Raw genomic sequence first — 17,488 nt, forward strand, 5'->3', positions numbered from 1 at the left:
CCCACCCCCGGCAGCGCTGCCGGGTGGCCCGAGGAGTTTTTTGTGACCAGCACTGCGCAGGCACCCAATTCAGGAGCCGGGACGGCTCACCCCGATCATCTCGGGCATGTCATCTTCATCGCGGCGGCCGCCGCGATGGGCGGTTTCCTCTTCGGCTACGACAGCTCCGTCATCAACGGCGCCGTCGAGGCCATCCGGAGCCGTTACGACATCGGGTCCGCCGCTCTGGCCCAGGTCATCGCCATCGCCCTGATCGGCTGTGCCATCGGCGCCGCGACCGCGGGCCGGATAGCCGACCGGATCGGCCGCATCCGCTGCATGCAGATCGCCGCCGTGCTGTTCACCATCAGCGCCGTCGGTTCGGCGCTGCCGTTCGCCCTCTGGGACCTCGCCCTCTGGCGGATCGTCGGCGGCTTCGCCATCGGCATGGCCTCCGTGATCGGCCCCGCCTACATCGCCGAGGTCGCGCCGCCCGCCTACCGGGGCCGCCTCGGCTCCTTCCAGCAGGCCGCGATCGTCGTCGGCATCGCCATCTCGCAGCTGGTCAACTGGGGTCTGCTCAACGCCGCCGGCGGCGACCAGCGCGGCAAGCTGATGGGCCTGGAGGCCTGGCAGGTCATGCTGGGCGTCATGGTGATCCCGGCCGTCCTGTACGGCCTGCTCTCCTTCGCCATCCCCGAGTCCCCGCGCTTCCTGCTCTCGGTCGGCAAGCGTGACCGCGCCCGCGCGATCCTCGAAGAGGTCGAGGGCGACAAGATCGACCTGGACGCCCGCGTCGCCGAGATCGAGCACGCGATGAAGAGCGAGCACAAGTCGTCCTTCAAGGACCTGCTCGGCGGCTCCTTCTTCTTCAAGCCGATCGTCTGGGTCGGCATCGGTCTCTCGGTCTTCCAGCAGTTCGTCGGCATCAACGTCGCGTTCTACTACTCCTCGACGCTGTGGCAGTCGGTCGGCGTGGACCCGACGGACTCGTTCTTCTACTCCTTCACGACGTCGATCATCAACATCATCGGCACCGTGATCGCGATGATCTTCGTGGACCGGATCGGCCGCAAGCCGCTCGCCCTCATCGGCTCGGTCGGCATGGTCGTCGGCCTCGGGCTGGAGGCCTGGGCCTTCTCCTACCACCTGGTCGACGGCAAGCTCCCGGCCGCGCAGGGCTGGACCGCGCTGGTCGCCGCCCACATCTTCGTCCTCTTCTTCGCCCTGTCGTGGGGTGTCGTCGTCTGGGTCTTCCTGGGCGAGATGTTCCCGAACCGGATCCGCGCCGCCGCGCTGGGCGTCGCCGCCTCCGCGCAGTGGATCGCCAACTGGGCGATCACCGCGAGCTTCCCGTCGCTCGCCGACTGGAACCTCTCCGCGACCTACGTGATCTACACGGTCTTCGCGGCCCTCTCCATCCCGTTCGTCCTCAAGTTCGTCAAGGAGACGAAGGGCAAGTCCCTGGAGGAGATGGGCTGACCCTCGGTCCCCGAGGCCCCCGGCCCGGGGAGAGGGGCCAAGTCCCCGCTGCCCTTCTCCTCGTACCTCCGCCGCCCCGCCCGGTCACTGCCCGGGCGGGGCGGCGGTGTCCTGTGCGCAGGGTCCTCGGCGGTCAGCCGCCCAGCGCCGGAACCACCCGCTCCCCGAACAGCCGCAGGCTGCGCCACCCCTCCTCCACCGGCATGCCGCCCGCCAGCGGATGCAGGACCAGGTTGTCCAGGCCCGCTTCCAGGCACTGCTCCGGCGTGAGGATGCGGTAGACGCCCTCCGCGCGCAGCTCGTCCACCGTCGTGGCCGACGAGCGCACCGCCGAGCGGACGTCACCGGACTGCCAGGACGCGTACGTCCGGGCCTCGTGCAGGAAGTGCAGTCCGTACCGGGCCCACGCCCGGTCCGGGTCCTCGGCGATGTGCAGCAGCGGCGTCTGTTCCGTGGGCATCATCGTCCAGCCCTCGGTGCCGTACTCGGTGAGCTTCTCCTTGTAGTACGCCTCCAGCTCGGGCAGGTGGGCGCTCGGGAAGAACGGCAGGCCGAGCCGGGCGGCGCGCCGGGCGGCGGCCCGGGAGGAGCCGCCGACCAGCAGCAGCGGGTGCGGTTCGGTGAAGGGCCGCGGAGTGACCCGTACCGTACGGCCGCGGTACCCGAACTCCTCGCCGGTCCACGCCTTGAGCAGCGTCTCCAGCACCTCGTCCTGGAGCCGTCCGCGCCGCTTCCACTCGACGTCGAACAGGGCGTACTCCTCGGGCCGGTAGCCGATGCCGGCCACCGTCACCAGCCGCCCGCCGCTGAGCAGGTCGAGCACCGCGATGTCCTCCGCCAGCCGCAGCGGGTCGTGCAGCGGGCCGATCACCGCCGACACGGTCACCGCGATGTTCCGGGTCGCCCCAAACACCGCGCCCGCGAAGACGAACGGCGACGGCAGCCAGTTGTTGCCCGCCCCGTGGTGCTCCTCGGTCTGGACCGTGGTGATCCCGTGCTCGTCCGCGTACCCGGCCATCTCCACGGCGGCCCGGTAGCGGGCGCCCAGGGAGGCGGGGGACGCCCCGGGCTCGACGAGGTTGAAGCGAACGACCGAGACGGCCATGAGGGTTCCCCTTCACCTGGGCGGGGCGGGTGTGCGGGGACAGTAGCTGACGGGGCGTCAGACGGCCAGAGGCGCGCGCTCCCCGGACGCGGCCGGTACCACCGCCGGCTTCGGCAGCACCGCGTACAGCAGGGCGGAGACGGCGATCGTCGCGATCCAGCCCAGTCCGCAGCGGCCGACGGGGTTGTTCGCGGCGAACGGCCCGCTGAACCAGTCGGACCGGGTGAACAGGGCGCCGGCCGCCAGGCCGAGCGCCCAGGCGGTGACGGCGGCGGGGGAGAAGCCCGCCCGGTACCAGTAGGCGCCGGTGCGGCTCCTGTCGAGGAGCGCCGCGGCGTCGTACTCCCGGCGCCGGAGCATGTCGACCCCGAAGACGCCGACCCACGCCGAGAACGCGACGGCCAGCAGGGACAGGAAGGCGATGAACGACCCCAGGAACGAGGTCGCCGCGAGCATCAGCACCCCGCCGAGGACCAGCGAGATCATCGCGTTGACGGCGACCGCCCGGTGGCGCGGGATCCGGAAGCCGAGCGTCTGCGCGGTGAAGCCCGCCGAGTACATCGACATCGCGTTGATCAGGACCATGCCGACCAGGGCGACGAGGAGATAGGGGACGGCGAGCCACAGCGGGAGGATCTCGCCGAGGAAGGAGACCGGGTCGGCGGCCCGCGCCAGGGCCGGCATGCCGGCCGCCATCACCGCGCCCATCAGGACCATCGGCAGGACGACGAGCAGAGCGCCGCCGACCGTGTTGCGCACGATCGCCGCCGAGGACGCCGTGCGCGGCAGGTACCGCGTGAAGTCCGGCGCGGCCGGTGCCCAGCTCATCCCGCCCGCCGCGATCAGCCCCGCCCCGGTGATCATCGACGCGGTGGGGCCGGCCGGCTGCCCGAGCACCCCGCCCCAGTCCGTCGTCACGACCAGCCGGCCGAGGACCAGCAGGGTGAAGGCGCCGAACAGCCAGGCCGCCCACCGGCCGCAGCGGCGCACCGCTCCGATGCCCATCCCCGAGATCACGAACGTGCTGATCACGAAGAGCAGGAGGGCGACGACGACCAGGACGGTGTTCCGCCGGATCCCGAAGAGGATGTCCAGGACCGTCAGCAGCGCGTAGGCGCCGGTCACCGCGTTGATCGTCTCCCAGCCCCAGCGCGCCACCCAGATCAGCGCGCCGGGCAGCAGGTTGCCGCGCTGCCCGAAGACCGCGCGGGACAGGGCCATGCCCGGCGCCCCGCCCCGCCTGCCCGCCACGCCGACCAGCCCCACCAGGCCGTACGACACGACCGGCGCGGCGACGCCGGCCCCCAGCGCCTGCCAGAAGTTCAGCCCGAACACGACCGCCAGGCTCGCGCCCACGGTCAGCAGCAGGACGGTGATGTTCGCGGCGATCCAGGTGGGGAGCAGCCCGCGCGTGGTGGCGGTGCGCTCCGGGTCCGGGACCGGTTCGATGCCCCGGGTCTCCAGGCCGTGCTGCTCCAGCGACTCTTCCAGATGTCCGAGGGCGCCGTCGTGGTCGGCGGTGGAGCTCATGGGCAGTCATCGTACTTTAGTCGGACGAATATGCAGGAAAGGGACATCCCGGTTCGGGGGAACGTACGGAAACTCCCTCGCGAGGGAGCAAAGTCCCTCCCGGGGGAGGGATGGATACTGGACGCGTTATGGAAACCGTCATCCTTGCTGTAGTCATCGCCGTGGTCGTGCTCGGCGCGCTCGGCGGGCTCGTCATCGGCAGCCGGCGCAAGAAGCCGCTGCCCCCGCCGCCCCCCGCCGCGCCCGACATCACCGCGCCCCCGGCCGAGCCGCACGTCGGCGACGAGGCCGAGACGCCGCGCGACGAACCGCGCCGGACGATAGAGGAGGTCGACCTTCCCGACGGCTCGGCTCCCGTCGCCGTCGAAGAGCCACCGGCTCCCGAGATCGAGATCCCCGAGCCCACGGCCGGACGCCTGGTCCGGCTGCGCGCCCGGCTCTCCCGCTCCCAGAACGCGCTCGGCAAGGGGCTGCTCACGCTCCTCTCGCGCGAGCACCTCGACGAGGACACCTGGGAGGAGGTCGAGGACATCCTGCTCACCGCCGACGTCGGCGTGCAGCCCACCACCGAGCTGGTCGAGCGGCTGCGCGAGCGCGTCAAGGTGCTCGGTACCCGCACCCCCGAGGAGCTGCGCGGGCTGCTGCGCGAGGAACTGCTCACGCTGGTCGGCACCGACGCCGACCGTGTGGTGAAGACCGAGCCCGCGGACCGCAAGCCCGGCATCGTGATGGTCGTCGGGGTGAACGGCACCGGCAAGACCACCACCACCGGCAAGCTCGCCCGGGTGCTCGTCGCCGACGGCCGTACCGTCGTCCTCGGTGCCGCCGACACCTTCCGGGCCGCCGCCGCCGACCAGCTCCAGACCTGGGGCGAGCGGGTGGGCGCCTACACCGTGCGCGGGCCGGAGGGCGGCGACCCCGCCTCCGTCGCGTTCGACGCGGTGAAGGAGGGCAAGGAGATGGGCGTCGACGTGGTGCTCATCGACACCGCCGGGCGCCTGCACACCAAGACCGGCCTCATGGACGAGCTGGGCAAGGTCAAGCGGGTCGTGGAGAAGCACGCGCCGCTCGACGAGGTGCTGCTGGTCCTGGACGCCACCACCGGCCAGAACGGCCTGGTCCAGGCCCGGGTGTTCGCCGAGGTCGTCGACATCAGCGGCATCGTGCTCACCAAGCTGGACGGCACCGCCAAGGGCGGCATCGTGATCGCGGTCCAGCGTGAACTCGGTGTCCCCGTCAAGCTCATCGGACTCGGCGAGGGCGCGGACGACCTGGCGCCGTTCGAGCCGGAGGCGTTCGTGGATGCCCTTATCGGCGACTGACACCTGGCCTACCGCCCCAGCGCGCGAGAAGCGCCCGCCCCGAGGTGCAGTCGGGTCGGGCGCTTCGGCTTTCGCGGGCGCGGCCGTGGCGCGACGGACGGGCCTCGGCGAGCCGGCCTAGGCCCGTGACCGGTGCGCCAGGTAGGCGAGCGTGCCCAGCAGCAGCCGGGCCGCCGGCGGCCTCGTCGCCGAGTCCAGGGCCGGCGGGCGCAGCCAGCGCACCGGGCCCAGGCCGCCGCGGTCCGACGGCGGCGCGGTGATGTGCGCGCCCGGCCCGAGGCCGCGCAGGTCCAGGGAGGTCGGGTCGTCCCAGCCCATGCGGTAGAGCAGCACGGGGAGTTCGGCGGCGGCGCCGGGGGCGACGAGGAAGTGGGCGCGGCCCTCCGGGGTGGCGGCGACCGGGCCGAGCGGCAGGCCCATCCGCTCCAGGCGGACCAGGGCCCGGCGGCCGGCGGGCTCGGCGACCTCGATGACGTCGAACGCGCGGCCGACCGGCAGCATCACCGCGGCGCCGGGGAACTCGCCCCAGGTCTTGGTGACTTCGCCGAGCGTGGCCCCGGCGGGCAGCCGCGGCGCGAAGTCCAGCGGGTGCGCTCCGGGCGCGGGACAGTCGCCGTGCCCGCACGAGCAGGCGCCGGCCGCGGCCCGGGCCCCCGGGACCACGTCCCAGCCCCACAGGCCGGTGAACTCGGCGACGGCGGTGCAGTCCGACGAGCGACCGCGCCGCCGCGTACCGGAGCGGATCTCGCGAATGCCGCCGATCGTGAAGCCCATGCCCCCTCCAACGGGTCCGGCGCGCCGGTGGTTACGACAAGGAATCGGATGGAAACGGAATGTGACGCTACGGCTCCGCTTTCCCTCGCACGCGCAAGATCAAGGCGGCGCCTGGAAGCGCTTTCGGTGGTGCGTCTCGGAGTGCACGCCCCCGGATGCGTCGCTCCGCCTACTCCCGGCCGTCCTATGTCAAGTGAATCGCGCCAAGGCCATCGTGAGTTCATTCGAAGGGGTGGCGAATGGTGGCGTTTCCGGGATCGCCATGGCTGGAGCAGTGATCGTAGGATTACTTTGAGTGCACGAGGCCTGGGGGCACATGCACTCGTGGGTATGCCGGAGGCAACTCGGCATCCCGTTCGAAGGGTGAGAAGTGGCGGACGGGCGGCCGTATTTACCGGCATTCTGATAGGGCTTGGCGCATCCGGCATCAAGTGGTCTCAGGGATAGGGGGCGTTCCAGTGGGCGGCAACGGCGGAAGCGGGACGACCGCGACCAGTACGGACAAGCGCCCCAATGAGCTGCTCAACTCGTGGTTCGTGCGCAGCGGCTGGTCCAAGGGCGAGCTGGCACGGCAAGTGAACCGCAGGGCGCGCCAGTTGGGGGCCAACCACATCTCGACGGACACGTCGAGGGTGCGCCGCTGGCTCGACGGGGAGAACCCGCGCGAGCCGATCCCCAGGATCCTGTCCGAGCTGTTCTCCGAGCGCTTCGGCTGTGTGGTCTCGGTCGAGGATCTCGGTCTGCGGGCCGCCCGCCAGTCACCCTCGGCGACCGGCGTCGACCTGCCCTGGACGGGCCCGCAGACGGTGGCCCTGCTCAGCGAGTTCTCGCGCAGCGACCTCATGCTGGCGCGGCGCGGCTTCCTCGGAACGTCGCTGATCCTGTCGGCGGGCCCGTCCCTCATCGAGCCGATGCAGCGCTGGCTCGTCCCCTCGCCCGCCGCCCCGCACCCGGGCGCCGAGCCGGCGGCCGACTCCCGCCGTCCGGGCCGCCTCTCCAGGCCCGAGCTGGAGCTGCTGGAGTCCACCACGATGATGTTCCGCCAGTGGGACGCCCAGTGCGGCGGCGGCCTGCGCCGCAAGGCGGTCGTCGGGCAGCTGCACGAGGTGACCGACCTGCTCCAGGAACCCCAGCCCGAGTCCACCACCCGCAAGCTCTTCCAGGTCGCCGCCGAGCTGGCCGAGCTGGCCGGCTGGATGTCGTACGACGTCGGGCTCCAGCCCACCGCCCAGAAGTACTTCGTGCTGGCCCTGCACGCGGCGAAGGAGGCCGGAGACAAGCCGCTGGGCTCGTACGTCCTCTCCAGCATGAGCCGCCAGATGATCCACCTGGGCCGGCCCGACGACGCCCTGGAACTGATCCACCTCGCCCAGTACGGCAGCCGGGACTGCGCCAGCCCGCGCACCCAGTCGATGCTGTATGCGATGGAGGCCCGCGCCTACGCCAACATGGGCCAGCCCGGCAAGTGCAAGCGCGCCGTCCGGATGGCCGAGGACACCTTCACCGAGGCCGACGAGTGGGACGACCCGGACCCCGACTGGATCCGGTTCTTCTCCGAGGCCGAGCTCCACGGCGAGAACAGCCACTCCTTCCGCGACCTGGCCTACGTCGCCGGACGCAGCCCCACCTACGCCTCCCTGGCCGAACCGCTGATGCAGCGGGCCGTGGACCTGTTCGCCAAGGACACCGAGCACCAGCGGTCGTACGCGCTGAACCTCATCGGCATGGCCACCGTGCACCTGCTGCGGGGCGAGCCCGAGCAGAGCACGGTTCTGGCCTCCGAGGCCATGGGCATCGCCAAGAAGGTCCGCTCGGAACGCGTGAACACTCGTATTCGAAAGACGGTGGACTCGGCCGTCCGTGACCATGGCGACCTCGCCGTGGTCGTCGACCTCACCGAGCAGCTCGCCGTCGATCTGCCGGAGACCGCCGAGGCGGTCTGAATCCCGGTCCGTCCCAGACCCCGGCCGCGGCCGGCCCTCCCGAACTGCCCGACTCGGCTCCCCCATGCCAGGTCATCGGAAGGCCGCCGCGGCCGGTTCTCTCCCGTCGGGAGAAGGTTGCGCCACGATAACGATCCCGCCGTCCCGTATCTGGCAATTCATCGACGCGTAACACGCAGGGCGTCTTCGTCACTCCGGTGAAACAACGAGGGGCAACGACCGAAACCGCGCTGCGCCAGTCTCATGGCGCATAACCGGCCCACCCCCCGCTTGACCGGAACGCTCTCAGGCATCGCCCGCACCCGGGCCGTACCAATCGACGAGGAGACGCCGATGGCACCAGCCATCATGCTTGCCGCGGAGGCACCCAAGCTGTCCTCCGCGAACACAGGCTTCATGCTCATCTGTTCCGCCCTGGTGCTGCTCATGACGCCGGGCCTGGCCTTCTTCTACGGAGGCATGGTCCGCGTCAAGAGCACCCTGAACATGCTGATGATGAGCTTCGTCAGCATCGGGATCGTCACCATCCTGTGGGTCCTCTACGGCTTCTCCCTCGCCTTCGGCTCCAGCAACGGCTTCATCGGGTTCGACTCCGACTGGCTGGGGATGAGCAACGTCGGGCTGACGGAGCTGTGGGACGGCTACACCATCCCGATCTTCGTCTTCATGGTTTTCCAGATGATGTTCGCGGTCATCACACCGGCCCTGATAAGCGGTGCCATCGCGGACCGCGTGAAGTTCTCGGCCTGGGCTCTCTTCGTCGCCCTGTGGCTCACGATCGTCTACGTCCCGGTCGCCCACTGGGTCTGGGGCGCCGACGGCTGGGCCTACAAGCTCGGTGTGATCGACTTCGCCGGCGGTACCGCGGTCCACATCAACGCCGGTGCCGGAGCGCTCGGCGTGATCCTCGTCATCGGCAAGCGCGTCGGCTTCAAGAAGGACCCGATGCGCCCGCACAGCCTCCCGCTGGTCATGCTCGGCGCCGGTCTGCTGTGGTTCGGCTGGTTCGGCTTCAACGCCGGCTCCTGGCTCGGCAACGACGACGGCGTGGGCGCGCTGATGTTCGTCAACACGCAGGTCGCCACCGCCGCCGCGATGCTGGCCTGGCTCGCCTACGAGAAGATCCGGCACGGCGCGTTCACCACGCTGGGCGCCGCCTCCGGCGCGGTCGCCGGCCTGGTCGCCATCACCCCGTCCGGCGGCGCGGTCTCGCCGCTCGGCGCCATCGCCGTCGGTGCCATCGCGGGTGTCGCCTGCGCCGCGGCCGTCGGCCTGAAGTTCAGGTTCGGCTACGACGACTCCCTCGACGTGGTCGGCGTCCACATGGTCGGCGGCATCATCGGCTCCCTGCTCATCGGCTTCTTCGCCACCGGCAAGGGCCAGTCCACCGCGACCGGCGTCTTCTACGGCGACCACTCCTTCACCCAGCTGTGGAAGCAGTTCGCCGGCGTCGGCGCGGTCCTCGCGTACTCCCTGGTGGCCTCCGCGGTCCTCGCCTTCCTCCTCGACAAGACCATCGGCATGCGGGTCTCCGAGGACGACGAGGTCTCCGGCATCGACCAGGCCGAGCACGCCGAGACTGCATACGACTTCAGCGGCGCGGGCGGCGGTGTCCTCGGCACCGTCTCCGCCGCGGCCCTCGCCGGTTCGAGCAAGAAGGTGGACGCATGAAGCTCATCACCGCGGTCGTGAAGCCGCACCGGCTGGACGAGATCAAGGAGGCCCTGCAGGCCTTCGGCGTCCACGGCCTCACGGTCACCGAGGCCAGCGGCTACGGCAGGCAGCGCGGCCACACCGAGGTCTACCGTGGTGCCGAGTACACGGTCGACCTGGTGCCCAAGATCCGCATCGAGGTGCTGGCCGAGGACGAGGACGCGGAGCAGCTGATCGACGTGGTCGTCAAGGCCGCCCGCACCGGCAAGATCGGTGACGGCAAGGTCTGGTCCCTTCCGGTCGAGACCGCCGTCCGGGTCCGCACGGGTGAGCGCGGACCGGACGCACTGTAGAACAGAACCATCTGAATACAGGCAGGAGTCGCTGGGTGACGGGTACGGATGTTCGGAACGACGCAGAGGACACGGGACCCAGCGGCTACGCGGCGGCCCGGCTGCGCCTCCTCACCGAGGGGGCGCGGTCCGGGCCGTCGCGCCGTACCGCCCTCGCCGAACTCACCGACGACTGGCTGACCGGCCTGTTCGCCGCGGCCACCGAGGGCATCGCCGGCGGCGTCTCCCTGGTCGCCGTCGGCGGCTACGGCCGCGGCGAGCTCTCCCCGCGCAGCGACCTGGACCTCCTGCTGCTGCACGACGGCGGCGACTCCGGCGCGGTGGCCGCCGTCGCCGACCGCCTCTGGTACCCCGTCTGGGACCTGGGCCTGGCCCTGGACCACTCCGTGCGCACGTCCGCCGAGGCCCGCAAGACCGCCGGTGACGACCTCAAGGTCCAGCTCGGCCTCCTGGACGCCCGCCACATCGCCGGCGACCTGGGCCTGACCTCCGGACTGCGCACCGCGATCCTCGCCGACTGGCGCAACCAGGCCCCCAAACGCCTGCCCGAACTCCAGGAACTCTGCGCCGAGCGCGCCGAACGCCAGGGCGAGCTGCAGTACCTGCTGGAACCGGACCTCAAGGAGGCCCGCGGCGGACTCCGGGACGCCACCGCCCTGCGCGCCGTGGCCGCCTCCTGGCTGGCCGACGCGCCCCGCGAAGGCCTCGCCGACGCCCGCCGGCACCTGCTCGACGTCCGGGACGCCCTGCACCTGACGACCGGACGCGCCACCGACCGCCTCGCGCTCCAGGAACAGGACCAGGTCGCGGCCGAACTGGACCTCCTGGACGCCGACACCCTGCTGCGCCAGGTCTACGAGTCCGCGCGGGTCATCTCGTACGCCAGCGACGTCACCTGGCGTGAGGTGGGCCGGGTGCTGCGGTCGCGTGCCGTGCGGCCGAGGCTGCGCGCCATGCTGGGCGGCGGCAAACCGGTCGCCGAGCGCTCCCCGCTCGCCGAAGGCGTGGTGGAGCAGGACGGCGAGGTCGTGCTCGCCCGCGCCGCGCGCCCCGAACGCGACCCCGTGCTGCCGCTGCGGGCCGCGGCCGCCGCCGCGCAGGCCGGCCTGCCGCTCTCCCTGCACGCCGTACGGCACCTGGCGGCCACCACCCGCCCGCTGCCCACGCCCTGGCCCGCCGAGGCCCGCGAGCAGCTGGTCACGCTGCTCGGCTCCGGCCGCCCCACCGTCGACGTCTGGGAGGCGCTGGAGGCGGAAGGCCTGATCAGCCGCCTGCTGCCCGACTGGGAGCGGGTGCGGTGCCGGCCGCAGCGCAACGCCGTGCACATCTGGACCGTCGACCGCCACCTCATCGAGACGGCCGTCCGCGCCTCCGAATTCACCCGCCGCGTCCACCGCCCCGACCTGCTCCTGGTCGCCGCGCTGCTGCACGACATCGGCAAGGGCTGGCCCGGCGACCACTCGGTGGCCGGCGAGATCATCGCCAAGGACGTGGCCGCCAGGATCGGCTTCGACCGCGCGGACACGGCGGTCCTGTCGGCGCTCGTCCGCCACCACCTGCTGCTCATCGAGACCGCCACCCGGCGCGACCTGGACGACCCGGCCACCGTCCGGCTGGTCGCCGACGCGGTCGGCACCCAGGGCACCCTGGAGCTGCTGCACGCCCTCACCGAGGCCGACGCGCAGGCCACCGGGCCGGCCGCCTGGTCGTCCTGGCGCGGCTCGCTCGTCGCCGACCTGGTCAAGCGGGTCTCCGCGGTCCTCGCCGGGGACACCGCCGACGAGCCCGAGCCCGGCGCGCCCACGGCCGAGCAGGAGCGGCTGGCCATCGAGGCCTTCCGCACCGGCGGTCCGGTGCTGGCCCTGCGCGCCCAGACCGAACCGGCGGCCCCGGACGAGGAGCCGAGCGGCGCGCCCGAACCGCTCGGCGTGGAACTGGTCATCGCCGTACCGGACCAGCCCGGCGTCCTGCCGGCCGTCTCCGGCGTCCTGGCCATGCACCGCCTCACCGTCCGCACCGCCGAGCTGCGCTCCCTGCGGCTCCCCGACGACGTCGACGACGGCGCCGTCCTGCTCCTGGACTGGCGGGTGGCCGCCGAGTACGGCTCCCTGCCCCAGGCGGCCCGGCTCCGCGCCGATCTGGTCCGCGCCCTGGACGGCTCCCTGGACATCGCGGGACGCCTCGCCGAGCGGGACGCGGCCTACCCGAGGCGCCGGGGCTGGGTGGCACCGCCGCCGCGGGTCACGGTGGCCCCGGCCGCCTCCCGGCACGCCACGGTGATCGAGGTAAGGACCCAGGACGCACCCGGACTGCTGTTCCGGATCGGCCGGGCGCTGGAGGACGCCGGGGTACGGGTGCGCAGCGCGCACGTCAGCACCCTCGGCTCCAACGCCGTCGACGCCTTCTACGTGACCGGCGCCGATCACGCGCCGCTGCCCGCCGAGGAGGCCACCGCCGTGGCGCGCAAGCTGGAGGAGACGCTCAGGGCCTGACAGCACGGTTGTGCAAGGCGGGGACTACTTCCTTGCGCGGCCGGATACCCTGGAAGACGCTCACCGCCCCCGACTCCGAGGACCGACGCCGCCGTGTTCGACACTCTCTCCGATCGCCTTTCAGCGACCTTCAAGAATCTGCGCGGCAAAGGGCGTCTGAGTGAAGCGGACATCGACGCCACGGCGCGGGAGATCCGCATCGCGCTCCTCGAAGCCGACGTGGCCCTTCCGGTCGTCCGCACGTTCATCAAGAACGTCAAGGAACGGGCCCTCGGCTCCGAGGTCTCCCGGGCCCTGAACCCCGCCCAGCAGGTCCTGAAGATCGTCAACGACGAGCTCGTCACCATCCTGGGCGGCGAGACCCGGCGGCTGCGGTTCGCCAAGCAGCCGCCCACCGTGATCATGCTCGCCGGTCTCCAGGGTGCCGGTAAGACCACCCTCGCCGGAAAGCTCGGCCACTGGCTCAAGGAGCAGGGCCACTCGCCGCTCCTGGTCGCCGCCGACCTCCAGCGCCCCAACGCCGTCAACCAGCTCAGCGTCGTCGCCGAGCGCGCCGGGGTCGCCGTCTACGCGCCCGAGCCGGGCAACGGCGTCGGCGACCCGGTGAAGGTCGCCGAGGACTCCATCGAGTTCGCCAAGCAGAAGGTCCACGACATCGTGATCGTGGACACCGCCGGCCGCCTCGGCATCGACCAGGAACTGATGCGGCAGGCCGCCGACATCCGCGACGCGGTCAGCCCCGACGAGATCCTCTTCGTCGTCGACGCGATGATCGGCCAGGACGCCGTCACCACCGCCGAGGCCTTCCGCGACGGCGTCGGCTTCGACGGTGTCGTGCTCTCCAAGCTCGACGGTGACGCCCGCGGTGGTGCCGCGCTCTCCATCCGCCAGGTCACCGGCAAGCCGATCATGTTCGCCTCGAACGGCGAGAAGCTCGACGACTTCGACGCCTTCCACCCGGACCGGATGGCCTCCCGCATCCTCGACATGGGTGACCTGCTCACCCTGATCGAGCAGGCGGAGAAGACGTTCAGCCAGGAAGAGGCCGAGAAGATGGCCTCCAAGCTGGCGTCCAAGAAGGGCCAGGACTTCACCCTGGACGACTTCCTGGCCCAGATGGAGCAGGTCAGGAAGATGGGCAGCATCAGCAAGCTGCTCGGTCTGCTGCCCGGCATGGGCCAGATCAAGGACCAGATCAACAACCTGGACGAGCGGGACGTCGACCGCACCGCCGCGATCATCAAGTCGATGACCCCGGGGGAGCGCCAGGACCCCACGATCATCAACGGCTCCCGCCGCGCCCGTATCGCCAAGGGCTCCGGCGTCGAGGTCAGCGCGGTCAAGGGGCTCGTCGAGCGGTTCTTCGAGGCCCGCAAGATGATGTCCCGCATGGCCCAGGGCGGGATGCCGGGCATGCCGGGGATCCCGGGCATGGGCGGCGGTCCGGGCCGGGCCAAGAAGCAGCCGAAGAAGGCCAAGGGCAAGCAGCGCTCCGGCAACCCGATGAAGCGCAAGCAGCAGGAGCTGGAGGAGGCCCAGCGCCGCGAGGCGGCCGCCCAGGGCGGGAACGCCCTCGGGGTGCCGCAGCAGGGTGCTCAGGACTTCGAGCTGCCGGACGAGTTCAAGAAGTTCATGGGCTGATCCCCTCCGTGCGCGTGCCGGGGGTTGGCCGGTGTCGTACCGTCCGCATATGACCAACCCCGCGCCGCCGCGCAAGTCGCCCGACCAGCCCTGGCGTACCGAGGGTGCTCCCGAGGAGCCCCAGCGGTCGCCGGGCGGCCGGAAGATGCGCGGCGGCTGGTGGCGGTTGATCATGACCGCCCTGGTCGTCTACCTGCTCGCCAACCTGGTGCTGTCCTACTTCGACGAGGCCAACGAGCCGACGATCTCGTACACCGAGTTCAGCAAACAGGTGAACGACGGCAACGTCGACAAGATCTACGCCAAGGGCGACTCGATCCAGGGGCAGCTCAAGAAGGAGCGGAAGAACCCCGAGGGCGAGGGGAACTACACCAAGTTCAACACCGAGCGGCCGTCCTTCGCCGGGGACGACCTGTGGGCGAACCTGACCAAGCACAACGTCACGGTCACCGCCGAACCGGTCGTCCAGCACCGCAGCTTCCTGGCCAACCTGCTCATCTCGCTCGCGCCGATCATCGTCCTGGTCGCCGTGTGGGTGTTCATCGCGCGCCGGATGAGCGCGGGGCTCGGCGGACCGGGCGGCATGCTGGGCCGCAAGGCGCCGCCCAAGCCGGTCGAACTCGAACCCGGCCAGCAGCGGACCACCTTCGAGGACGTGGCCGGCATCGACGAGGTCGAGGGCGAGCTGAACGACGTCGTCGACTTCCTGAAGAACCCCGACGCCTATCGCAGGATGGGCGCCAAGATGCCCCGCGGCGTCCTGCTCGCGGGGCCGCCCGGCACCGGCAAGACGCTGCTCGCGCGGGCCGTCGCCGGTGAGGCCCAGGTGCCGTTCTTCTCGGCGTCCGCCTCCGGGTTCATCGAGATGATCGTCGGCGTCGGCGCCTCCCGCGTCCGCGAGCTGTTCGCCGAGGCCCGCAAGGTCGCCCCGTCGATCATCTTCATCGACGAGATCGACACCATCGGCCGGGCCCGCGGCGGCGGCGCCTCCATGGGCGGACACGACGAGCGCGAGCAGACCCTGAACCAGATCCTCACCGAGATGGACGGTTTCTCCGGCTCCGAGGGCGTCATCGTCATCGCGGCCACCAACCGCGCCGACATCCTCGACCCGGCGCTCACCCGGCCCGGCCGCTTCGACCGGGTGGTCCAGGTGTCACCTCCGGACCGCACCGGCCGGGAGGCCATCCTGCGGATCCACACCCGCCAGATCCCGCTCGCCCCGGGCGTCGACCTCGCCCAGGTCGCCCGCACCACCCCGGGCATGACCGGCGCCGAACTGGCCAACCTCGCCAACGAGGCCGCCCTGCTCGCCGTCAAGCGCCAGCAGGACCACGTGACCCAGTCCGACCTCTCGGAGGCCCTGGAGAAGGTCCAGCTCGGTGCCGAGCGGCCGCTGGTGATGCCCGAGGAGGAGCGCAGGCGGACCGCCTACCACGAGAGCGGGCACGCGCTGCTCGGCATGCTCCAGCCCGGCGCCGACCCGGTCCGCAAGATCACCATCGTGCCGCGCGGCCGCGCCCTCGGCGTCACCCTGTCCACGCCGGACGCCGACAAGTACGCGTACACCGAGGAGTACCTGCGCGGCCGGATCATCGGCGCGCTCGGCGGAATGGCCGCCGAGCACGTGGTCTACGACGTGATCACCACCGGTTCGGAGAGCGACCTGGAGCAGGTCACCAACATCGCGCGCGGGATGGTCTCCCGCTGGGGCATGAGCGAGGAGGTCGGCCGCCTCTCCGCGCTCCCGAACGACGCCCAGCAGGCCTACGGACTGGCCGCCGCGCCCCAGACCCTCGACGCGATCGACACCGAGATGCGCCGGATCGTCGACGAGTGCTACGAGGAGGCCTGCCGCAAACTCCGCGACCACCGCGGTCAGCTGGACGCGCTCGCCGAAGCCCTGCTGGAGCGCGAGACGCTGGAGGAGGCGGACGCTTACCGCATCGCGGGCATCACGCGCCTGACCAAGGACTCCGAGGAGACCTGACCGCCCTGTTCCGGGCCCCGCGGGGGCGCGGGGCTGTATCGACCTGCGGCTCCGCCGCGTGGCCGCGACCAGCCCGCGCGGCGCGGCAGACGAAGAGCGGCCGACCCGGCGGAGCGTCAGCGCACGCGGGCGATCAGGTACCGGAAGACGTTCGGCATCCACACCGTGCCGTCCGGGCGCTGGTGCGGGTGGAGCGCCTCGGCCATCTCCTTGCCGACCTGCTCCAGGTCGGTCGCCGCGACCGCCGCGTCGAACAGTCCGGTCGACAGCAGCCCGCGCACGGCGCTGTCCGCGTCGGCGTACCCGAACGGGCAGGAGACCCGCCCGGACCCGTCGATCCGCAGCCCGGCCCGCTCGGCGACCTCCTCCAGGTCGTCGCGGCAGGCCGGCCGCCAGCTTCCGGCGCTGCGCAAAGGATCGGCCAACTTCGCGGCCACCCGCAGGACGGACGAGGTCGCACAGCGCTCCGGCGGACCCCAGCCCGCCAGCACCACGGCCGCCCCGTGCGCCGCGAGCGGCGTCGCCTCGGCGAGCAGTCCGCCGAGCCCTTCGGCGTCGCCGGCCAGGCAGCCGATCGGGTCGAAGGCGGTGATCAGGTTGTATGCGGGTGTCTGCGGGTCCGCCGCGTCCGCCGGGCGGCCCTCGACGAGCCGGGGGCCGCCGCCCCGCGCGCGTGGCCCGCGGGACGGTTCGGGCAGCAGGCGCTCGCGGGCCAGGGCGAGACGTTCCGGGCAGGAGTCGACACCGGTCACCGCGGCCCCTCTGGCCGCCGCCATCAGCAGCGCCAGGCCGGAGCCGCAGCGCAGGCCGAGCAGCCGGGTGGCCGGGCCCACTTCGAGTCGCTCGTGGACGGTCTCGTAGAGCGGCACCAGCATCCGCTCCTGGATCTCGGACCAGTCACGCGCGCGTGCGCCCAGGTCCACGCGGGGTGCCACGCCCGCGTGAGACGGGTGATGCCGCACGAGCGTAGGTGTCATAGGTAAGCGCCCCAATCCGCCGAGAGTTACGCACTGACCGATTCCGTGGTCCCCGTGTCGTGCGCTCGCACTTCCCACGTATGCCAGGTAACTCCGGGCTCGCGGTGGCGTCCAGAGGTCGCGGGTCACCGCTTGTGCATGGACTATGACTGTGGCGAGATTTCACGTCCCGGCAACGTGGGGCTCTACCATCGGACCGTCGCGCGGTGGTTCCGGCCATGGTCGGCAGCGACGGCGGACGCCCGCG

General features: G+C 71.6%; 12 protein-coding genes. 8 read left to right on the forward strand and 4 right to left on the reverse strand.

What is annotated here, in order from left to right; genetic code table 11:
- Positions 1 to 42 precede the first annotated feature (42 nt).
- Complete coding sequence (locus ACIQOE_RS37330; protein ID WP_351323532.1) at positions 43 to 1,461, forward strand: sugar porter family MFS transporter; 1,419 nt, start codon at positions 43 to 45, stop codon at positions 1,459 to 1,461.
- A 133-nt stretch (positions 1,462 to 1,594) separates the two neighbouring features.
- Here ACIQOE_RS37330 and ACIQOE_RS37335 read toward each other — a convergent pair whose 3' ends face one another.
- Together ACIQOE_RS37335 and ACIQOE_RS37340 are read right to left on the reverse strand one after the other, a co-directional pair.
- Entirely contained in the window at positions 1,595 to 2,566 is a 972-nt protein-coding gene (locus ACIQOE_RS37335; RefSeq protein ID WP_401416390.1) for an LLM class flavin-dependent oxidoreductase, read from the reverse strand.
- A gap of 57 nt (positions 2,567 to 2,623) precedes the next feature.
- Positions 2,624 to 4,096 (reverse strand): cytosine permease, encoded by a 1,473-nt coding sequence (locus ACIQOE_RS37340; protein ID WP_401416392.1) that lies wholly within the window; start codon positions 4,094 to 4,096, stop codon positions 2,624 to 2,626.
- Between the two features lie 128 nt (positions 4,097 to 4,224).
- On the opposite strand from ACIQOE_RS37340, the gene ftsY reads away from it, so the two are divergent.
- On the forward strand, positions 4,225 to 5,418 hold the full coding sequence (gene ftsY, locus ACIQOE_RS37345; protein ID WP_351323535.1) for a signal recognition particle-docking protein FtsY: 1,194 nt from the start codon (positions 4,225 to 4,227) through the stop codon (positions 5,416 to 5,418).
- 117 nt (positions 5,419 to 5,535) lie between these two features.
- On the opposite strand, the gene ACIQOE_RS37350 is transcribed toward ftsY, so the two are convergent.
- Positions 5,536 to 6,192, reverse strand: a complete 657-nt coding sequence (locus tag ACIQOE_RS37350; RefSeq protein WP_401416394.1) for a bifunctional DNA primase/polymerase — start codon at positions 6,190 to 6,192, stop codon at positions 5,536 to 5,538.
- Between the two features lie 458 nt (positions 6,193 to 6,650).
- Between ACIQOE_RS37350 and ACIQOE_RS37355 the strand changes: the two genes are divergently transcribed.
- From ACIQOE_RS37355 to ftsH, 6 genes are all read left to right on the forward strand, one after another.
- On the forward strand, positions 6,651 to 8,135 hold the full coding sequence (locus ACIQOE_RS37355; protein ID WP_351323537.1) for a hypothetical protein: 1,485 nt from the start codon (positions 6,651 to 6,653) through the stop codon (positions 8,133 to 8,135).
- Between the two features lie 333 nt (positions 8,136 to 8,468).
- Positions 8,469 to 9,806: an ammonium transporter gene (locus ACIQOE_RS37360; protein WP_351323538.1), complete on the forward strand. Its 1,338-nt coding sequence runs from the start codon at positions 8,469 to 8,471 to the stop codon at positions 9,804 to 9,806.
- Positions 9,803 to 10,141, forward strand: coding sequence for a P-II family nitrogen regulator (locus tag ACIQOE_RS37365; RefSeq protein ID WP_329414046.1), 339 nt, complete (start codon positions 9,803 to 9,805; stop codon positions 10,139 to 10,141). The genes ACIQOE_RS37360 and ACIQOE_RS37365 overlap by 4 nt, the downstream gene beginning before the upstream one ends.
- A 35-nt stretch (positions 10,142 to 10,176) precedes the next feature.
- Complete coding sequence (locus ACIQOE_RS37370; RefSeq protein ID WP_351323539.1) at positions 10,177 to 12,633, forward strand: [protein-PII] uridylyltransferase; 2,457 nt, start codon at positions 10,177 to 10,179, stop codon at positions 12,631 to 12,633.
- Between the two features lie 93 nt (positions 12,634 to 12,726).
- Entirely contained in the window at positions 12,727 to 14,274 is a 1,548-nt protein-coding gene (ffh, locus tag ACIQOE_RS37375; RefSeq protein WP_351323540.1) for a signal recognition particle protein, read from the forward strand.
- Between the two features lie 49 nt (positions 14,275 to 14,323).
- A complete protein-coding gene (ftsH, locus tag ACIQOE_RS37380) occupies positions 14,324 to 16,264 on the forward strand; it encodes an ATP-dependent zinc metalloprotease FtsH (RefSeq protein ID WP_365558940.1) in 1,941 nt (646 codons plus the stop codon).
- Positions 16,265 to 16,380: 116 nt separating this feature from the next.
- Here the strand turns inward: ftsH and ACIQOE_RS37385 are convergent, their stop codons facing one another.
- Positions 16,381 to 17,241 carry a class I SAM-dependent methyltransferase gene (locus tag ACIQOE_RS37385; protein ID WP_351323542.1) on the reverse strand — a complete coding sequence of 287 codons (861 nt, stop codon included), beginning with the start codon at positions 17,239 to 17,241 and terminating at the stop codon, positions 16,381 to 16,383.
- Positions 17,242 to 17,488 lie beyond the last annotated feature (247 nt).

The organism is Streptomyces sp. NPDC091282 (genome assembly GCF_044757385.1).
Taxonomy (GTDB): Bacteria; Actinomycetota; Actinomycetes; order Streptomycetales; family Streptomycetaceae; genus Streptomyces; species Streptomyces gramineus.